The following is a 15,700-nucleotide window of genomic DNA, read 5'->3' as shown; positions in this document are numbered from 1 at the left end:
TTGGCAGCTTTTCTATTGTCTTCGCTGAAGCAAATGCAGGCAAAACTCTAAATCTTTTTGAAGATGCTCTTGCATTAATGCTTGTGCTTTTTCAGCATTGCGTTCTTTAATAGCGTTATAAATGTCTTCGTGTTCGTCAATTAAAAACGGGCGGTTGTAAAATACGACCGTATGACGGAATAAGTAAATGATCGACTGCATGCGGTCGATGATATTAATCATTACGTCATTGTTGCTTGCGTTCACAATAATAGCGTGGAAACGTTCATTTGCGCTCATAATTTCTTCAAACGATCCGTTTCTTCCGATGTCTACGCATTCCTTTAATTCTTCTAATTCGTTATCAGACAAAAAAGTTGCGGCAGCTTTAGATGCTGAGCCTTCTAGCAGCATTCGCACTTCAAACAAGTTGCGTAAGTCTTTTTCTGTCGGGGACACTACTTTTTTTCGAACAATCAGTCCTTCATATTCTAAGCGTCTGATGGAATCACGAATCGGCGTTCGGCTGAATCCAAGTTCGCTCGCTAATTTTTCTTCGACGATTTTTGTACCGCCTTCAAGCTCACCGTTTAAAATTTTATCTCGAATCATCTCATAAGAAGGGTGATGAGACGAACGAGAACCTTGATTTCTTAACATACTTTACTTCACCTCTAGCATTCGACACGAGGAAATCTCGTCTCTTTCTCTCTTTATTTTTATCATTTTGTACGCGTATACCCAAATCATACTATAACTTGTGAAGAGTTGGGGCGAAAAGTTTCGGTTTTGGAAATAAATTTCATTTAAAAAAAGTCTAGACAAATAAATAGAATGCGAATATGATGAGTGTATACAAAATTATCAGAAATGTATACAGAAAATATTTCAACGTATACATTCTTTTTTAAAACGTATTTGAAAACGTATACAACAAGGGGAGGAAACGAAAATGACAAAACGCGTTGGATTTATTGGACTTGGAATTATGGGAAAACCGATGACACTCAATTTATTAAAAGCAGGTTTTGAGGTAACGGTTTACGATATTAATAAAGCAGCAGTAGAAGAAGTAAAAGCAGCAGGAGGATTTGGAGCAGAAAGCCTTGCTGAAGTTGCAGTGAACAGCGACGTGATGATCACGATGCTTCCGGCTTCACATCATGTAAAAAGCGTGGTACTTGGAGAAGAAGGGTTAATTCATAGCGCCAAAGAAGGAAGCGTTGTTATTGATATGAGCTCCATTTCTCCGGTAGCATCAAAAGAAATTGCGGCTGAGCTTGCACAAAGAGGAATTTACATGCTAGACGCTCCGGTTAGCGGCGGAGAGCCAAAAGCAATTGACGGCACGCTTGCAATTATGGTCGGGGGAAATGAGCACGTGTTTGAAAGCGCTTCACCTATTCTTCATGCGATGGGAGCAGAAGTAACGCTTGTTGGAGACAACGGAAGCGGCGTAACGGCTAAGCTTGCAAACCAAGTGATTGTAAACTTAAACATCGCAGCAATGTCTGAAGCACTTGTATTAGCAGCCAAAGCAGGCATTGACGTTGAAAAAATGTATCAAGCGATTCGCGGCGGATTAGCAGGAAGCGCTGTATTAGATGCAAAGGTACCACTTATTTTAGACCGCAACTTTGTAGCAGGGGGACGCATTGATATTAACTTAAAAGATATGACAAACGTGATGGAAACGGCTCATGACATTGGCGTACCGCTTCCGCTTTCAAGTCAGCTTGTTGAAATTTTCCATGCGTTAAAAGTAGACGGAAAAGCAAGCGATGATCACGGCGGAATTGTGCAGTACTATGAAAAATTAGCAAACGTTGAAGTGAAAAAGAAGGTGGAAGCATGATTAAACAGCAGGAAAAACGTCTTGTAAGCGATGTGTTTAAAAACATTCCAGCGGTCGATGAAGCACTTGTGCAAAAAATGCTCGACGAAGAGCTTCTGACGTTCAATCAAAAAATCATCGTACTGGATGATGATCCAACGGGTGTTCAAACCGTTAACGGCATTTCGGTCTATACAGACTGGAGCAAAGACAGCATCAAGCAAGGGTTTTTAGAAGAAAATTCAATGTTTTTTATTCTAACAAATTCACGTGGATTCACCGCTTCTGAAACGGAAAAAGCCCACGCGGACATTGCCGCTGTTATTACAGAGGTAGCAGGTGAACTGAATAAAGAATTTTTAATTATCAGCAGAGGTGATTCGACTCTTCGCGGTCACTATCCGTTAGAAACAGAAGTGTTAAAGAAAACGGTTGAACAGCATTCCAATCAAGTGCTTGACGGCGAAGTTATCTTTCCTTTCTTTAAAGAAGGCGGACGATTCACAGTTGATAACATTCACTACGTGCAAGATGAAGACTACTTAGTGCCGGCAGGAGAAACGGAGTTTGCAAAAGACCGTACGTTTGGCTACAGTAAGTCTCATTTAGGCGAGTGGGTAGAAGAAAAGTCAGAAGGGAAATTTAAAGCAAGTCATACGACATATATTTCGCTCGGGAGCATTCGCTCACTTGATTTAGTGACGATTACAAATCAGTTAATGGAAGTGAAAGACTTTAACAAAGTGATCGTGAACGCAGTGGATTATGTAGACGTGAAAGTTGTGACAATTGCGCTTCTTCGCGCGATGAAGCTTGGAAAGCACTTTATGTATCGCAGCGCTGCGGCTCTAACAAAAGTGATGGGCGGCGTGAGCGACAAAGACCTTTTAACAAAAGAAGAGCTCATTAAAGAAAAGTCGTCAAACGGCGGATTAATTATGGTTGGTTCGCATGTTAAAAAAACGACAGAGCAGTTAGAAGAATTGAAGAAATGCAGCTTCATTGAATTTATTGAATTTGACTGTCATCTTGTCTTAGAACCTGAAAAGTTTGAAGAAGAAGTGAATCGTATTATCAATGAAGCAGAGCAGCTTATTTCACAAGGTCAAACGGTAGCTGTGTATACAAGACGCGAGCGCTTAGATCTTGGCGAAGGCAAAAAAGAAGAAGAGCTTAAATTATCGGTAAAAATTTCAGATGCGGTTACAAGCATTGTTCGCCGCTTAAATGTTCGTCCAAACTTTATCGTTGCAAAAGGCGGCATTACGTCAAGTGATATTGGCGTAAACGGCTTATCCGTAAAGCGTGCGACGGTTGCTGGACAAATCAAGCCGGGCATTCCGGTATGGGTAACGGGAGAGGAAAGCAAGTTTCCGGGCATTGCGTACATCATTTTCCCTGGAAACGTCGGAGCCAAAACAACGCTTCGTGAAACGGTTGAGTTATTAAGTAAATAAGCAGAAGTGAACGTACGAGGTGCGTTCACTTTAGAAATTATTTGAAAGCGTATACATTATTTGGATGTACGTACATGAAAAATGGTCACACTAAGGGGATGAACATATGAATTCAGTATTCGGATTAAGTCATGAAGCAAGTCTTTTGCTGTATGCGATTGTATCGATTGTCGGACTTATCTTTTTAATTGCCAAATTTAAAACAAATCCGTTCGTAGCGCTAATTGTTGCGGCTTTGTTTATGGGTCTTATTTCAGGAATGAAGCTGCCTGATATCGTAACGGCTTTCCAAGAAGGAGTAGCGAGCGTCTTAGGATTTATTGCGATTGTTCTTGGTCTTGGAACGATGTTAGGTAAAATGATGGCAGAGTCAGGCGGAGCCGAGCGTATTGCCCGCACGTTAATTAAAGTATTCGGTGAAAAGAACGTACACTGGGCAATGATGGTTGTAGCCGTTATTTGCGGTATCCCGGTCTTTTTCCAAGTTGGTGTTGTGTTATTAATTCCGCTTGTGTTTGTAATTGCCAAGCATACGGGTACGTCACTTATTAAAATTGGTTTATCATTAATTGCGGGTTTAGCCGTTGTTCACAGTTTAGTACCTCCGCATCCGGCAGCGATGCTAGCAGTGGATATCTTTAAAGCAGATTTAGGTAAAACGATTTTGTATTCATTAGTTGTGGCATTTCCAGCTGCAGCCGTGGCAGGTCCGATTTACGGATCGTTCATTTCACGCCGTGTTCACGTCGAGCCAACGGGTGAAATTATGGAGCAGTTCACAGAGTCGAAGCATAAAGATCTTCCTGGCTTCGGCATTACGTTATTTACGATTTTACTTCCGGTCCTATTAATGCTTTTAGCAACAATTACTGGGTTTGTTTATCCAGAAACAAGTACGATTCGCTACGTAACAAACTTTATCGGAAGTCCAATCGTTGCGCTGTTAATTTCGCTAGTGTTTGCTTTTTATTCGTTCGGTTTTGCAAGAGGGTACAATAAAGATGATTTATTAAAATTCACAAACGAATGTCTTGGACCCGTTGCTTCGATCATTCTAATCATTGGTGCAGGCGGCGGTTTTAATAAAATTTTAACAGCAAGCGGTGTAGGTGACGCGATTGCAGGATTTGCTCAAGATGCGCATCTTTCTCCTATCGTGCTAGCGTTTGTGATTGCAGGGTTAATTCGTGCAGCAGTTGGTTCAGCAACAGTAGCAATGACAACAGCAGCAGGTATTGTAGCACCAATTGCAGCAACAATGCCAAACGTAAGCCCGGAGCTGCTAGTACTAGCAACAGGCGCAGGTTCTGTGATGCTATCACACGTAAATGATTCTGGCTTCTGGTTAATCAAAGAATTCTTCAATATGTCAGTGGCTCAAACGCTAAAAACGTGGACAGTAATGGAAACGATTCTATCGTTTGCGGCGTTTGCAATGGTTCTTATTTTAGACATTTTTATTTAAAAGAAAAGCGCTGGTTTCAGCGCCTTTTTCTTTGGATATAAAATAAATTCAAAATATTTCAAATAATGAGAAAAAAAGACTAGATTTTCCCCTTTTCGATAGTATAGAATAGTTATAAAGTAGCAAAAGGGGGTAGATGTATGACAAATGTTGAAAATTATCAAATTGGTTTGACGACAAAAGCATTAATTCCAGTGAATGATCCTATTCACCGCACAAAGGTACTGGATGCAGCAGGAGAATACATGCTAAGCAAGACGTGTAAGCAATTATTAGAAGAAGCGTGCATTCGGGAATTAAGTACGTTTAAGGGGTCCATTGCCGCCGTTCGAAAAATGTTTCCGTACAAACAGCTTACGCCGCTTGTTATTAATCGTTCACAAGCGATCATTGCGTTTCCGACATCTTCGCCAAATGACTATGGCTGCGCCTGGATTTTTGCCTCTCATGTTCATACTTCACACACGCTTGCTTCAGTTCATTCACCCTCTATGCTGATTCACTTCAAAGACGGAACGTTCATTCCAGTGAAGCTTTCTTATTATAGTTTAGAAAAAAAGCTGGCCAGAGCGGCTGTTATTCGCAATTACTGTTTAGAAAATCCGGTTGTCTTGGCATAATGCGTTCGATTTATTGAACAAACTTGTCTTACATATGAACAATCGTTTGGACTACCCATATGAACGGAAGGAGGAAGCTTATCATAAGCTTCCTCCTTTTCTTACTCCCTAAGAAGTGAGGTCTTTAGCTTTTTGCGGGCTGCTTTTCCCCAGTTTTTAACGGCTCCCGTGGAGACTCCGTATTTGTAAGCAATGTCTTTATACGAGTAGCCTTCTAGCAGATGTTCGATTACATAGATTTTTTCTCTTCCCGTTAAGTGTTCGATATGCTGCTTGATGATTTCACTTTCTAGAGGAACGGGTAGAGCGGGATCTTCGTTTAGTGAAAGCAGGTTCTGCTCAGCCGGTGTTTCACGTTCTTCGTATAAAATGGTGCCTTTTAAATGAGAAAGGATCGTACCGCGCACGGTTGTGTAGGCATAAGCAGAAAAAGATCCTTTGCTTTCATCAAATTTTTGATACGCTCTCCATAAACCAATCAACGCAATTTGATAATATTCGTCGTAGTCTTTATAAATATGAAATTTTTTAATCATCGACACAATTAATGGATGAAAAGATGAAGCGATTTGATCAAACGAGCTTTTTTGCATGCAGCATTCCTTTTTCAAAAACGCGTTTTTGCTGTATTCCGCCGGTATCTCTACTGTACAAGGGGAAGATCACATGTGCGAATGAACGTACATTATGTTTTCTTTTTAAGAAACGTGACGTAATTTCCCCGGAAACTTCACGTTTCGCTAGGAAATATGCGAAGTATATATGTATTTGTAGAGATTTTACGTACGAAAGGTCACCCATTCCAAATTCTACTAATCTATACTATTTATATATCTATTATCGATGTAGCAACTCTACCATCAGGGAAGAGCGGTGATGGTAGAGTTGCTAGACCTAAGCGGCAGTCACCCTCCCTTGCGGACTTGCGCCTGCCGCATAGGTGAACCTTCTAGGGTACATTCAGTGAAGTATTTTCTTATTGTCCATTTGTTTATTCTATTGAATGTAAGTTTGGTGGAGAGAATATAGTTGTTTTTTTAAAACGGGTAAAGGGGAGATTGAATGAAGGCGATGGTTGGGGTAAATGTGGCGGCGGCTGTTTTGTGCGGGGCGGTGATGTATGCGGGAACACAGCACTGGCAGGAGCAAACGGAAGCGCAGGCAAGTGAAGTAAAAACTGCTGTTGTACATAAAGAAAAACAGTTTTCTGATGTATCTGCTTATACAAAAAATCTTCCAGACTTTATTACAAAGCAAATCCAGTCATCTATCGCAAACAAAAAACCTCTGACTCTTGTAATTGCCACATCTGCGAAGGAAGCAGGGTGGCCTCAGCAATTAAAAAAAGAGCTAGCAGCTACATATGGAAGTGATGTATTTACAGTTAAAACACTTTCATACGGCAGTCAAACAACGGATGAGCTTTTATCCTCACATATTGCAGATCAAATTGATCAACTTCAACCAAACATTATTCTGTTTGAAGCACCTCTTAAAAATGACTATCAGCACCTTACGCTAGATGAGACGCTTGAAAATACAGACAAGCTGATTCATCAGCTCAAAGACTTGAAAAAAACGCTTATGATTCAGCCGTCACAGCCATATATTTCACAAACGGAGTCCTATGAAGAAGGAGTAGAAGCGATTAGGGGAGTTTCTGAAGCAAACTGGGTGTATTATATGAACCACTCACTCATTTGGCCGTTTCATTTAGGAGAGTATATAAATAAAGACAGCGGTAATTTAACGAAAAAAGGAAATGAAGTGTGGGGAGAGTACGTTGTGAATTGGTTTACAGGAAAATAAAAAGACAAGCCCTATTTCAAAAGGAATAGGGCTTGTTTTCTATAATTTTATTAGATTATGATTTTTCCTCGTTTTATAGTAGTAGCTTTTTGTATCTCTACACTTATAAAGCTTAAAGCCAAAGATCTCTAAAGGAGTCCAAAGTTTTTTAATGTTTACGAGTGGCATTCTAATTCTCCGTTCTGTTCTTTATAAAGGTCTATATATTCATTATAAAGAATATGAGAGTAATAGTAAATACTATAAAGAACGGTTTAATTTAAAAATTCTTTATAAAGAACTTTTGAGATTTTTATTTTTGGCTTATCAACATTTAGTAGTGATTTTTATCATAGCTCAGGTTATTTATTCTTGCTAAATTAATGTTGTGAAAAATATCACAAAATAAAATGCAAAGGATGATCCAAATTAAAACGTAATTAGACCACTTATTTTTTTTGCTTGCTGTTAAAGCAATGGAATCGCATACATACCATAACTGTGTTAGATAATCTAACACACAAGTTGAACGATTCAGAAAATTCATATATCTTAAATATATCTTTAAAGATGCATAGAAAATATATCTTTGAAACAAGCAGGTATATACGCCAGGGGAGGAATGGAAGATGCAAAAAAAGAAACTCGTATTGATTGGAAATGGAATGGCTGGAGTTCGAGCGATTGAAGAAGTATTGAAGGTTTCAAACGAAGCGTTTGAAATTACGATTTTCGGAAGCGAGCCGCATCCGAACTATAATCGTATTTTACTATCAAAAGTGCTGCAAGGAGATACGAATGTTGAAGACATTACGTTAAACGATTGGAACTGGTATCAAGAAAACAATATTACATTATATACGGGCGAAACGGTTACTAGTATCGATTCCATAAAAAAAGAAGTAGCGACAAACAGCGGCAGAGTAGAATCGTATGATGAATTAATTTTAGCAACGGGCTCTCTTCCTTTTATTCTTCCAATTCCGGGATCAGATAAAAAAGGAGTTACGGCTTTTCGAGATATAAAAGACACGGACGAAATGCTGCAGGCATCTCAGCAGTATAAAAAAGCAGCGGTTATTGGAGGAGGACTGCTTGGATTAGAAGCAGCGCGCGGACTGTTAAATCTGGGAATGGACGTATCTGTGATTCATTTAGCTCCGTATTTAATGGAACGTCAGCTTGATCCAACAGCCGGCAAATTGCTTCAAAACGAATTAGAAAAACAAGGCATGAAGTTTTTGCTTGAAAAACAAACGGCGGAAATCGTTGGGGATGAGCGAGTTGAAGGATTATCTTTTAAAGACGGGACGTTTTTAGAAGCTGATTTAGTCGTGATGGCCGTTGGAATTAAGCCAAACGTTCAGCTTGCAAAAGAAGCGGGACTTAACGTAAACCGAGGAATTGTCGTGAATGACTATATGCAAACGGACATCCCAAACATCTACGCCGTTGGAGAATGTGCAGAGCATAGAGGAATGGTATACGGACTAGTGGCACCTCTGTATGAACAAGGAAAAGCATTAGCAAAAGCGATTTGCGGGGCAGAAAAAGTGCCTTATGAAGGATCGGTTTTATCCACCCAGCTAAAAGTATCAGGTGTTGAAGTGTTCTCAGCAGGAGACTTCACGGAAGATGAAGAGAAAAAAGCGATCAAAGTGTTCGATGAACAAGACGGCATTTATAAAAAGCTTGTTCTGCGAGGCAATCAAATTGTAGGAGCCGTTCTTTTTGGAGACAGCAGCGACGGAAATCGACTGTTTTCAATGATTCAAAAGCAAGAAGATGTATCGGATGTCGCGAAAGTTTCGATTTTACAGCCGTCTGGCGGTAACGCCGGTGAAAGCTTAGTAGCAAGCATGAGCGCGGATGATATTATTTGCGGCTGTAACGGCGTAACAAAAGGTACGATTGTGGAAGCTATTCAAAAGCAAGGATGCTCATCGGTTGATGAAATCAAAGCTTGTACAAGTGCCTCTCGCTCCTGCGGAGGATGTAAGCCGCTTGTAGCGGAAGTGCTTCAGCATACTCTTGGTGCTGACTTTGACGCGGCGGCTCAAAAAGAAGCAATTTGCGGCTGTACGACTCTGTCACGAGATGAAGTTGTCGAAGAAATCAAAGCAAAAGGACTTTCGCATACGCGTGAAGTGATGAATGTACTTGGCTGGAATAATGAAGAAGGCTGTTCGAAATGCCGTCCGGCGCTAAACTATTATTTAGGTATGGTGAATCCAACCGGATACGTTGATGAACGCGAATCAAGATTTGTGAATGAACGCATGCACGCAAATATTCAAAAAGACGGCACGTATTCTGTTGTTCCTCGCATGTACGGAGGCGTTACAAATGCAGAAGATTTACGAAAAATTGCAGATGTTGTTGATAAATATGAAATTCCGCTCGTAAAAGTGACGGGTGGTCAGCGTCTTGATTTGTTTGGTGTTAAAAAAGAAGATTTGCCTAGCGTATGGGAAGAGTTAGATATGCCTTCTGGCTACGCCTACGGCAAGTCGCTGCGGACGGTGAAAACATGCGTCGGCGAACAGTTTTGCCGTTTTGGTACGCAGGATTCAATGGGCGTTGGCATTGCGCTTGAGAAAAAATTTGAAGGATTATGGACGCCTCATAAAGTGAAAATGGCTGTATCCGCTTGTCCAAGAAGCTGTGCTGAGTCAGGTATTAAAGATATTGGCTTTATTGGAATTGACGGCGGCTGGGAAATTTACGTGGGCGGAAATGGAGGTACGCATCTTCGCGGAGGAGATTTGTTGTATAAAGTAAAAACAGATGAAGAATTGATGGACATTACAGGAGCTTATTTGCAGTATTACCGAGAAACGGCTAATTATTTAGAGCGTACGTCTGCATGGATTGAGCGTATGGGACTTTCGCACATTCAGTCAGTGCTTGATGACGCTGAAACGAGAAGAGAGCTGAATATGCGTATGGACGAAGCGTTATCTACGTACCGTGATCCTTGGAAAGAAATCGTCGAAAGTAAAAAGACAAAAAAAGAGCTGTTTGAAACAGTTGTCACATCATAAAGCTGGGGGGAAATAAAGATGGTGAATAAAAACATTACAAAAGTATGCGTAGGATCGATTCATGATTTTCCGGTAAGCCTAGGTAAAACAGTGAAAGTAAACGGAAAAGAAATTGCGGTGTTTAAGCTATCAAGCGGAAAAATCCGGGCAATTGAAAATCGCTGTCCGCATAAAGGCGGGGTGTTAAGTGAAGGAATCGTGAGCGGCGACTCGGTGTTCTGTCCGATGCACGACTGGAAGATTTGCTTGCATGACGGCAACGTGCAAGAGCCTGACAGCGGATGTGTAGACACGTACGAAGCGTCTGTTGAAGGAGATTTACTGTATCTTTTAATTGAAGAATAAGTACCGTGGCGCGTTGATTTTCAACGCGCCACAAAAATTCAAGGGGACACACTAAAAGGAGCGAAGCAAAAATGAGAACAGGAAAAGTGTACATTGTAGGAGCCGGACCAGGAGATCCAGATTTACTAACGATAAAAGCAGCCAAATGTTTAGAAAAAGCAGATGTTATTTTATATGACCGATTAGTGAACCCTGTTCTTCTTCAGTATGCAAAAGAAGGAGCCGAACTCGTCTACTGCGGGAAAAAGCCTGGTGATCACTGCGTTTCTCAAGATGATATTCATGATTTGCTTGTATTCTACGCAAGAAAAGGAAATACCGTCGTCCGGTTAAAAGGCGGAGATCCGTTTATTTTCGGAAGAGGCGGTGAAGAAGCAGAAGTCCTTGTTCAGCATAGAATTCCATTTGAAATCGTTCCAGGTATTACAGCGGGAATTGCGGCGCCGGCCTATGCTGGAATTCCTGTGACGCATCGTGAGCTGAGCCGGTCGTTTGCCGTTGTGACGGGACACTGCTTGAGCGGCAAGCCGGAAAGTATTCGCTGGGAGCATTTAGCAAAAGGAGTTGATACGCTTGCGATTTATATGGGCGTTAAAAACTTACCGTATATTTGCCGTCAGCTTTTAGACGCGGGAAAAAGCGCGGATACGCCGGTCGCTCTTATTGAACAAGGCACGTCGCTTTATCAGCGCACGGTTACAGGTACGCTTGGCGCTATCGTAGACACGGCTGCCGAGCAGCAAGTGAGCAATCCCGCGATGATTGTGATTGGTGAAGTGGTGAAGCAAGCTTCTGCTCTTTCTTGGTTTTTGGAAAAAACAGAAGAAAAAGTATGCGTCTAAGATAAATAAAAGGAGGAAACACTTTTGTTTAAGAATTCACTGCAGTCAATGAATGAGTTAGCCCGCGAAAAAACGAACCTTGTGAATGATCATTTGCCGAGTTACTTGCTGTTAGCTGTGCTAGCGGGTGCTTATGTAGGAATTGGCGTTATATTAGCTCTATCGGTAGGAGCGCCTTTAGCCTCTGCTTCTTTACCGGTCGTTTCTCTTGTGATGGGGTTATCTTTTACTGTTGCTTTACTGCTTGTCGTATTTGCAGGAGCGGAATTGTTTACCGGAAATCACATGGTGTATACGGTGAGTACGCTATCGGGAATCACCACATGGAAAGATACGTTTAAAAACTGGACGTGGTGTTTTATCGGAAATGCGATAGGTGCGTTTGGGCTTTGTTTGTTAATTACCGGAACCGGTTTGTTTAAAGGAATTGAACCGGATCATTTACTTATGACGCTGGCAGCTAAAAAAATGCATTTGCCGGTCAGTGAATTATTTTTTCGCGGCATCCTTTGCAACTGGCTTGTTTGCCTGGCAATTTGGACGGCTGCGCGTACTAAAAGCGATGCGGCAAAGATCATGCTTATTTTTTGGATGCTGTTTGCATTTGTTGCTTCAGGATACGAGCACAGCGTGGCAAATATGACGTTTCTTGGTCTAGCTTTATTGCTTCCGCATTCTGATGCGATTTCGGCTGCTGGACTATTTCATAATTTAATTCCTGTTACGCTCGGAAACATCGCAGGGGGAGGACTGTTTGTAGGAAGCCTCTACTGGTTCGTGAACGCTAGGCAGCTAAAAGAAGCTAAAAAACAGCCGGCTGCTCTCTCAGCTGACTTGGATTCTGCTAAACTGTCTAAATAGCAAAAAACCGCTCTTTGTACCATATAGTCTGCTTTTTAAAGCTATCATCACGGTATTTTAGAGCGGTTTCTTCTATATAATATAAACTGCTTAAAGCGTATTCACATCTATACGTATCGAACAAGCAGTATCGTTCTTCATTTTATAGAAACAGGATGTCTGTGAGAATTGAATCGGACAGATTCTGTTGAAATGAATGTGTGAGGGTGCAGGTATCATCGAAGAGGCAGAGGGCATCTTAGAATTTTAATGTTGTTTGGCATTTTATGCTCTTTTTGAGCGTCCTTAAAGCAGTTGTACATTGCTTTGCTGCCTGAATGATTAGCGGAGTGAATCGTAATTCGATCGGCATATAAATGATGCTTTACCATAAAATGCACGAGCATTAATCCATTCCGTGTCTTACTCAGTAAATCGTGATCGAGTGATAAATGTTCAACATCGAATGATCTTAGCAGATCAATACATTCATCAATCGTTTCGGCTAAAACATGACCGTCAGGGCATTTGCGATAGTCGTCTAGAAAAACATTGATTTTCATGACTGATTCTCCCTTCCTTGCCTTGTATTTAGTGTAACATACATAATGTCATATACCTACCTAAGTCTATTCGACACATTTTACTGCACTCCTTCTTAAATAGGGGTAAAAACACGAATCTTTATCATTATTTGCATATTCGCGGCGAATAAAGAGGGAATAAGGAAAGAGATGTCGAACGAAAAATGAATAAATAAACAGTTAAAACTGGACATTGCTTTTTTTATCCCTCTATCTTTATGTAAGAAGGTCATTTTAATCCCATATTTTACAAGGGATGGAAGGGGATTAACAATAAAAGATTGTCAGAAAAAAACTATCATTTACGATTTTTTTTAAATAAATTGGAAATTTCTCTTTACGAAAAAGATGGTTGGGACGTATAATTTGATTTAAGGATTTTTTGGAACATAGTATGACAGTATGACAATATGACAAAAAAGAAAAGTAAGGTGAATAGAATGGGTAAGTTATTTAGTATCGGTGAAGTATTAATTGATATGATTCCAGCTCAAAAAGGTCTTCAATTGAAAGAAGTGGAATCGTTTACGCGTGTGCCAGGGGGAGCGCCGGCAAACGTTGCGGCAGTTGTTGCTACATACGGTAATGAGTCAGCGCTTATTACAAAAGTTGGAGAAGATGCGTTTGGAGACTTTCTAGTAGATACGCTTCGTGAAGTAGGAGTAGGTACTGATATGGTCTATCGTACAGAAGAAGCAAACACAGCTTTAGCTTTTGTTTCCCTGCGTGAAGACGGAGAAAGAGATTTCAGCTTCTATCGTAATCCTTCAGCAGATTTATTACTAACAGAAGACGAAATTAACCCTGATTGGTTTGCAAGTAACGATCTTCTTCATTTCTGTTCAGTTGATTTAGTTGAAAGCCCTATGAAATACGCTCATATGAAAGCGATTAAAAGCATGAAAGAAAAAGGCGGGGTTATCAGCTTTGATCCAAATGTACGTCTTCCACTGTGGAAAGATCATGAGCTATGCCGTCAAACGATTTTAGAATTTATTCCTCAAGCGCACATTGTCAAAATTTCAGACGACGAGCTGTCGTTTATCACCGGCATTGAAGATGAACAGAAAGCGATTCAGTCTCTATTTACAGGTGACGTTCAAGTAGTTGTGTTCACAAAAGGAGCAGAAGGCGCAACGCTTTATACAAAACAAGCTGTCTATGAATCAAACGGTTACAAAGTAGCGGTTGTTGATACAACAGGTGCAGGAGATGCGTTTATTGGCGGATTTCTTTATCAGCTATTAAGCCGCGATGTGTCACAAGAAAACTTAACGGCTATCCTTGACCGCGACCACGATGCTATTTTGCGCTTTGCAAATGCAAGCGGTGCCTTAACGACAACTGGAAAAGGTGCGATCAGTTCAATTCCAGCCAAAGAAGTAGTAGAGCAATTTTGTAAGCCTGTAGCTAACTAAAATGAAAAGGCTTTATCTCTTCTTATTTTCAATCAGCAGAGGCGTCCGTTTCTGCTGATTGCAGATCACATAAGAGGGAGAAGCGAGCTGTGGAGTAAGAAGAAAAAAATTTTTTCTGTTTTTAAAAAAATAATCAAAAAAATTTCTAGCTAAATAATAAATGTTCGTGTTAGTATAATACGAGCAGCAAGAAATAGCAGTTTTACCACTATTTATGAAAACGTTATATATTTATCGATGTAGAAAATTTAATAGGATCAAAGAGCGATCCTATTAAATTTTCTAGACCTAGACCTTTTGGGGAATATTCAAGGGAGTATAAGTGCTTGGCCCTTAGCCCTTGATAAAAGAAAAGCAGCAGGTTATTACGTATCACGTACATAGATTAGAAATAGGAAAGTAGGTTAAGAGAAAGATGGATATTTTGCTAGGTGTTCTTCCTTCCGTTGCGTGGGGAAGCATGATTTTAGTTAGTATGAAGATGGGCGGTGGACCTTACAGTCAAACGCTGGGAACAATTATTGGAGCTTTGATTCTTTCATTTGTTCAGTTTATGATTGTGCAGCCGGTGTTAACGCCAACGCTCGTTATTGTCGGAATTGTTTCAGGTTTGTTCTGGTCAGTAGGTCAAAGCAATCAGTTTAAAAGTGTTCCATACCTTGGCGTTTCAAAGTCAATGCCGATTTCAACGGGTATGCAATTAGTATCAACAGCTCTTTTTGGTGTTATTGTATTTAAAGAATGGTCAACGCTTCAAACGATTGTACTTGGGTCTATTGCGATTCTTTTAATACTAGCAGGCGTTGTGCTTTCTTCATTAGACGGTAAAAAAGAAGGGGCACAAGGTGCTCCGGGACAAACGAAAAAAGGAGTTATCACTCTTATCATTTCAAGTCTTGGATTCTTAGTTTACGTAGTTATCGCACGTATCTTCAACGTAGACGCATGGGCAGCTTTATTCCCGCAAGCAATCGGTATGTTAATTGGCGGTTTAATCATTACATACAAACATAAGCCATTTAACAAATATACGATTCGTAATATCTTACCAGGGCTAATCTGGGCATCTGGAAATATGTTCTTATTCTTATCTCAATCAAGATTAGGCGTAGCAACAAGCTTTTCATTATCGCAAATGGGTATCGTTATTTCAATTTTTGGCGGTATTGTCTTCTTGGGAGAAAAGAAAACAAAGCGTCAATTATTTTATGTATCTCTTGCGAGTGTACTGATTATTTCAGGCGGTATCTGTATCGGCCTCGCAAAAGCCCACGCTTAATTTATCGATGTAGAAAAACCCCCATGGCTAGAGTGCAGTCATGGGGGTTTTTCTAGACCTAAGGGTTTGAGGCACCCCTTGCGGGGTAGCCTCAAACCCATAGTCAAAGTCAAGATCAAAACCTTAGTGCTCTTCTGAATTTCAAAGCTGTATGTTCCTGTTGAGTGTTTCTCATTCTTAAGGCTGAATGTTTTTCGTTCTTTGT

General features: G+C 40.5%; 14 protein-coding genes. 11 read left to right on the top strand and 3 right to left on the bottom strand.

Translation table 11 applies throughout. The features are described from left to right. Positions 1-12 precede the first annotated feature (12 nt). Positions 13-639: a GntR family transcriptional regulator gene (locus AC4NPH_RS09325; RefSeq protein ID WP_029325019.1), complete on the bottom strand. Its 627-nt coding sequence runs from the start codon at positions 637-639 to the stop codon at positions 13-15. 292 nt (positions 640-931) lie between these two features. Here AC4NPH_RS09325 and garR point away from each other — a divergent pair, with 292 nt between their 5' ends. The 4 genes from garR (at position 932) to AC4NPH_RS09305 (ending at position 5,355) form a co-directional block, all read left to right on the top strand. Beyond that, entirely contained in the window at positions 932-1,834 is a 903-nt protein-coding gene (gene garR / locus AC4NPH_RS09320) for a 2-hydroxy-3-oxopropionate reductase (protein WP_491938692.1), read from the top strand. Next, positions 1,831-3,270: a four-carbon acid sugar kinase family protein gene (locus tag AC4NPH_RS09315; RefSeq protein ID WP_053486975.1), complete on the top strand. Its 1,440-nt coding sequence runs from the start codon at positions 1,831-1,833 to the stop codon at positions 3,268-3,270. The genes garR and AC4NPH_RS09315 overlap by 4 nt, the downstream gene beginning before the upstream one ends. 106 nt (positions 3,271-3,376) lie before the next feature. Further along, complete coding sequence (locus AC4NPH_RS09310) at positions 3,377-4,735, top strand: GntT/GntP/DsdX family permease (RefSeq protein WP_013055857.1); 1,359 nt, start codon at positions 3,377-3,379, stop codon at positions 4,733-4,735. Between the two features lie 140 nt (positions 4,736-4,875). Continuing rightward, complete coding sequence (locus AC4NPH_RS09305; RefSeq protein WP_098197081.1) at positions 4,876-5,355, top strand: competence protein ComK; 480 nt, start codon at positions 4,876-4,878, stop codon at positions 5,353-5,355. 101 nt (positions 5,356-5,456) lie between these two features. Here the strand turns inward: AC4NPH_RS09305 and AC4NPH_RS09300 are convergent, their stop codons facing one another. Further along, entirely contained in the window at positions 5,457-5,948 is a 492-nt protein-coding gene (locus AC4NPH_RS09300; protein ID WP_098197082.1) for a sigma-70 family RNA polymerase sigma factor, read from the bottom strand. 469 nt (positions 5,949-6,417) lie between these two features. Between AC4NPH_RS09300 and AC4NPH_RS09295 the strand changes: the two genes are divergently transcribed. From AC4NPH_RS09295 to AC4NPH_RS09275, 5 genes are all read left to right on the top strand, one after another. Continuing rightward, on the top strand, positions 6,418-7,164 hold the full coding sequence (locus tag AC4NPH_RS09295; protein WP_061859635.1) for an SGNH/GDSL hydrolase family protein: 747 nt from the start codon (positions 6,418-6,420) through the stop codon (positions 7,162-7,164). Positions 7,165-7,772: 608 nt separating this feature from the next. After that, positions 7,773-10,187 (top strand): nitrite reductase large subunit NirB, encoded by a 2,415-nt coding sequence (nirB, locus tag AC4NPH_RS09290; protein ID WP_061859637.1) that lies wholly within the window; start codon positions 7,773-7,775, stop codon positions 10,185-10,187. An 18-nt stretch (positions 10,188-10,205) separates the two neighbouring features. Then, the gene (nirD, locus tag AC4NPH_RS09285; protein ID WP_013055862.1) at positions 10,206-10,532 is read left to right on the top strand and encodes a nitrite reductase small subunit NirD; all 327 of its coding nucleotides are present in this window, start codon (positions 10,206-10,208) and stop codon (positions 10,530-10,532) included. Between the two features lie 71 nt (positions 10,533-10,603). Further along, on the top strand, positions 10,604-11,374 hold the full coding sequence (gene cobA / locus AC4NPH_RS09280) for a uroporphyrinogen-III C-methyltransferase (protein WP_098197083.1): 771 nt from the start codon (positions 10,604-10,606) through the stop codon (positions 11,372-11,374). Between the two features lie 24 nt (positions 11,375-11,398). Next, complete coding sequence (locus AC4NPH_RS09275) at positions 11,399-12,235, top strand: formate/nitrite transporter family protein (protein ID WP_098598498.1); 837 nt, start codon at positions 11,399-11,401, stop codon at positions 12,233-12,235. Between the two features lie 215 nt (positions 12,236-12,450). Here AC4NPH_RS09275 and AC4NPH_RS09270 read toward each other — a convergent pair whose 3' ends face one another. Next, positions 12,451-12,777, bottom strand: coding sequence for a cyclic-phosphate processing receiver domain-containing protein (locus tag AC4NPH_RS09270; RefSeq protein WP_025749520.1), 327 nt, complete (start codon positions 12,775-12,777; stop codon positions 12,451-12,453). A gap of 461 nt (positions 12,778-13,238) precedes the next feature. Here AC4NPH_RS09270 and AC4NPH_RS09265 point away from each other — a divergent pair, with 461 nt between their 5' ends. Beyond that, entirely contained in the window at positions 13,239-14,216 is a 978-nt protein-coding gene (locus AC4NPH_RS09265) for a carbohydrate kinase family protein (RefSeq protein ID WP_013055865.1), read from the top strand. 415 nt (positions 14,217-14,631) lie between these two features. Next, positions 14,632-15,495 (top strand): GRP family sugar transporter, encoded by an 864-nt coding sequence (locus AC4NPH_RS09260; RefSeq protein ID WP_013055866.1) that lies wholly within the window; start codon positions 14,632-14,634, stop codon positions 15,493-15,495. Positions 15,496-15,700: the final 205 nt, after the last annotated feature.

The sequence above is a fragment of the Priestia sp. MDV22-iso46 genome (assembly GCF_058629175.1).
The sequence above is the reverse complement of the archived record's forward strand: the minus strand, read 5'-3'. Positions and strand labels throughout refer to the sequence as shown.

Excerpts from the sequence above, each read along its gene's own strand:
- AC4NPH_RS09325 (WP_029325019.1), bottom strand. The coding sequence starts at position 639 with ATGTTAAGAAATCAAGGTTCTCGTTCGTCTCATCACCCTTCTTATGAG.
- garR (WP_491938692.1), top strand. The coding sequence starts at position 932 with ATGACAAAACGCGTTGGATTTATTGGACTTGGAATTATGGGAAAACCG.
- AC4NPH_RS09315 (WP_053486975.1), top strand. The coding sequence starts at position 1,831 with ATGATTAAACAGCAGGAAAAACGTCTTGTAAGCGATGTGTTTAAAAAC.
- AC4NPH_RS09310 (WP_013055857.1), top strand. The coding sequence starts at position 3,377 with ATGAATTCAGTATTCGGATTAAGTCATGAAGCAAGTCTTTTGCTGTAT.
- AC4NPH_RS09305 (WP_098197081.1), top strand. The coding sequence starts at position 4,876 with ATGACAAATGTTGAAAATTATCAAATTGGTTTGACGACAAAAGCATTA.
- AC4NPH_RS09300 (WP_098197082.1), bottom strand. The coding sequence starts at position 5,948 with ATGCAAAAAAGCTCGTTTGATCAAATCGCTTCATCTTTTCATCCATTA.
- AC4NPH_RS09295 (WP_061859635.1), top strand. The coding sequence starts at position 6,418 with ATGAAGGCGATGGTTGGGGTAAATGTGGCGGCGGCTGTTTTGTGCGGG.
- nirB (WP_061859637.1), top strand. The coding sequence starts at position 7,773 with ATGCAAAAAAAGAAACTCGTATTGATTGGAAATGGAATGGCTGGAGTT.
- nirD (WP_013055862.1), top strand. The coding sequence starts at position 10,206 with ATGGTGAATAAAAACATTACAAAAGTATGCGTAGGATCGATTCATGAT.
- cobA (WP_098197083.1), top strand. The coding sequence starts at position 10,604 with ATGAGAACAGGAAAAGTGTACATTGTAGGAGCCGGACCAGGAGATCCA.
- AC4NPH_RS09270 (WP_025749520.1), bottom strand. The coding sequence starts at position 12,777 with ATGAAAATCAATGTTTTTCTAGACGACTATCGCAAATGCCCTGACGGT.
- AC4NPH_RS09265 (WP_013055865.1), top strand. The coding sequence starts at position 13,239 with ATGGGTAAGTTATTTAGTATCGGTGAAGTATTAATTGATATGATTCCA.
- AC4NPH_RS09260 (WP_013055866.1), top strand. The coding sequence starts at position 14,632 with ATGGATATTTTGCTAGGTGTTCTTCCTTCCGTTGCGTGGGGAAGCATG.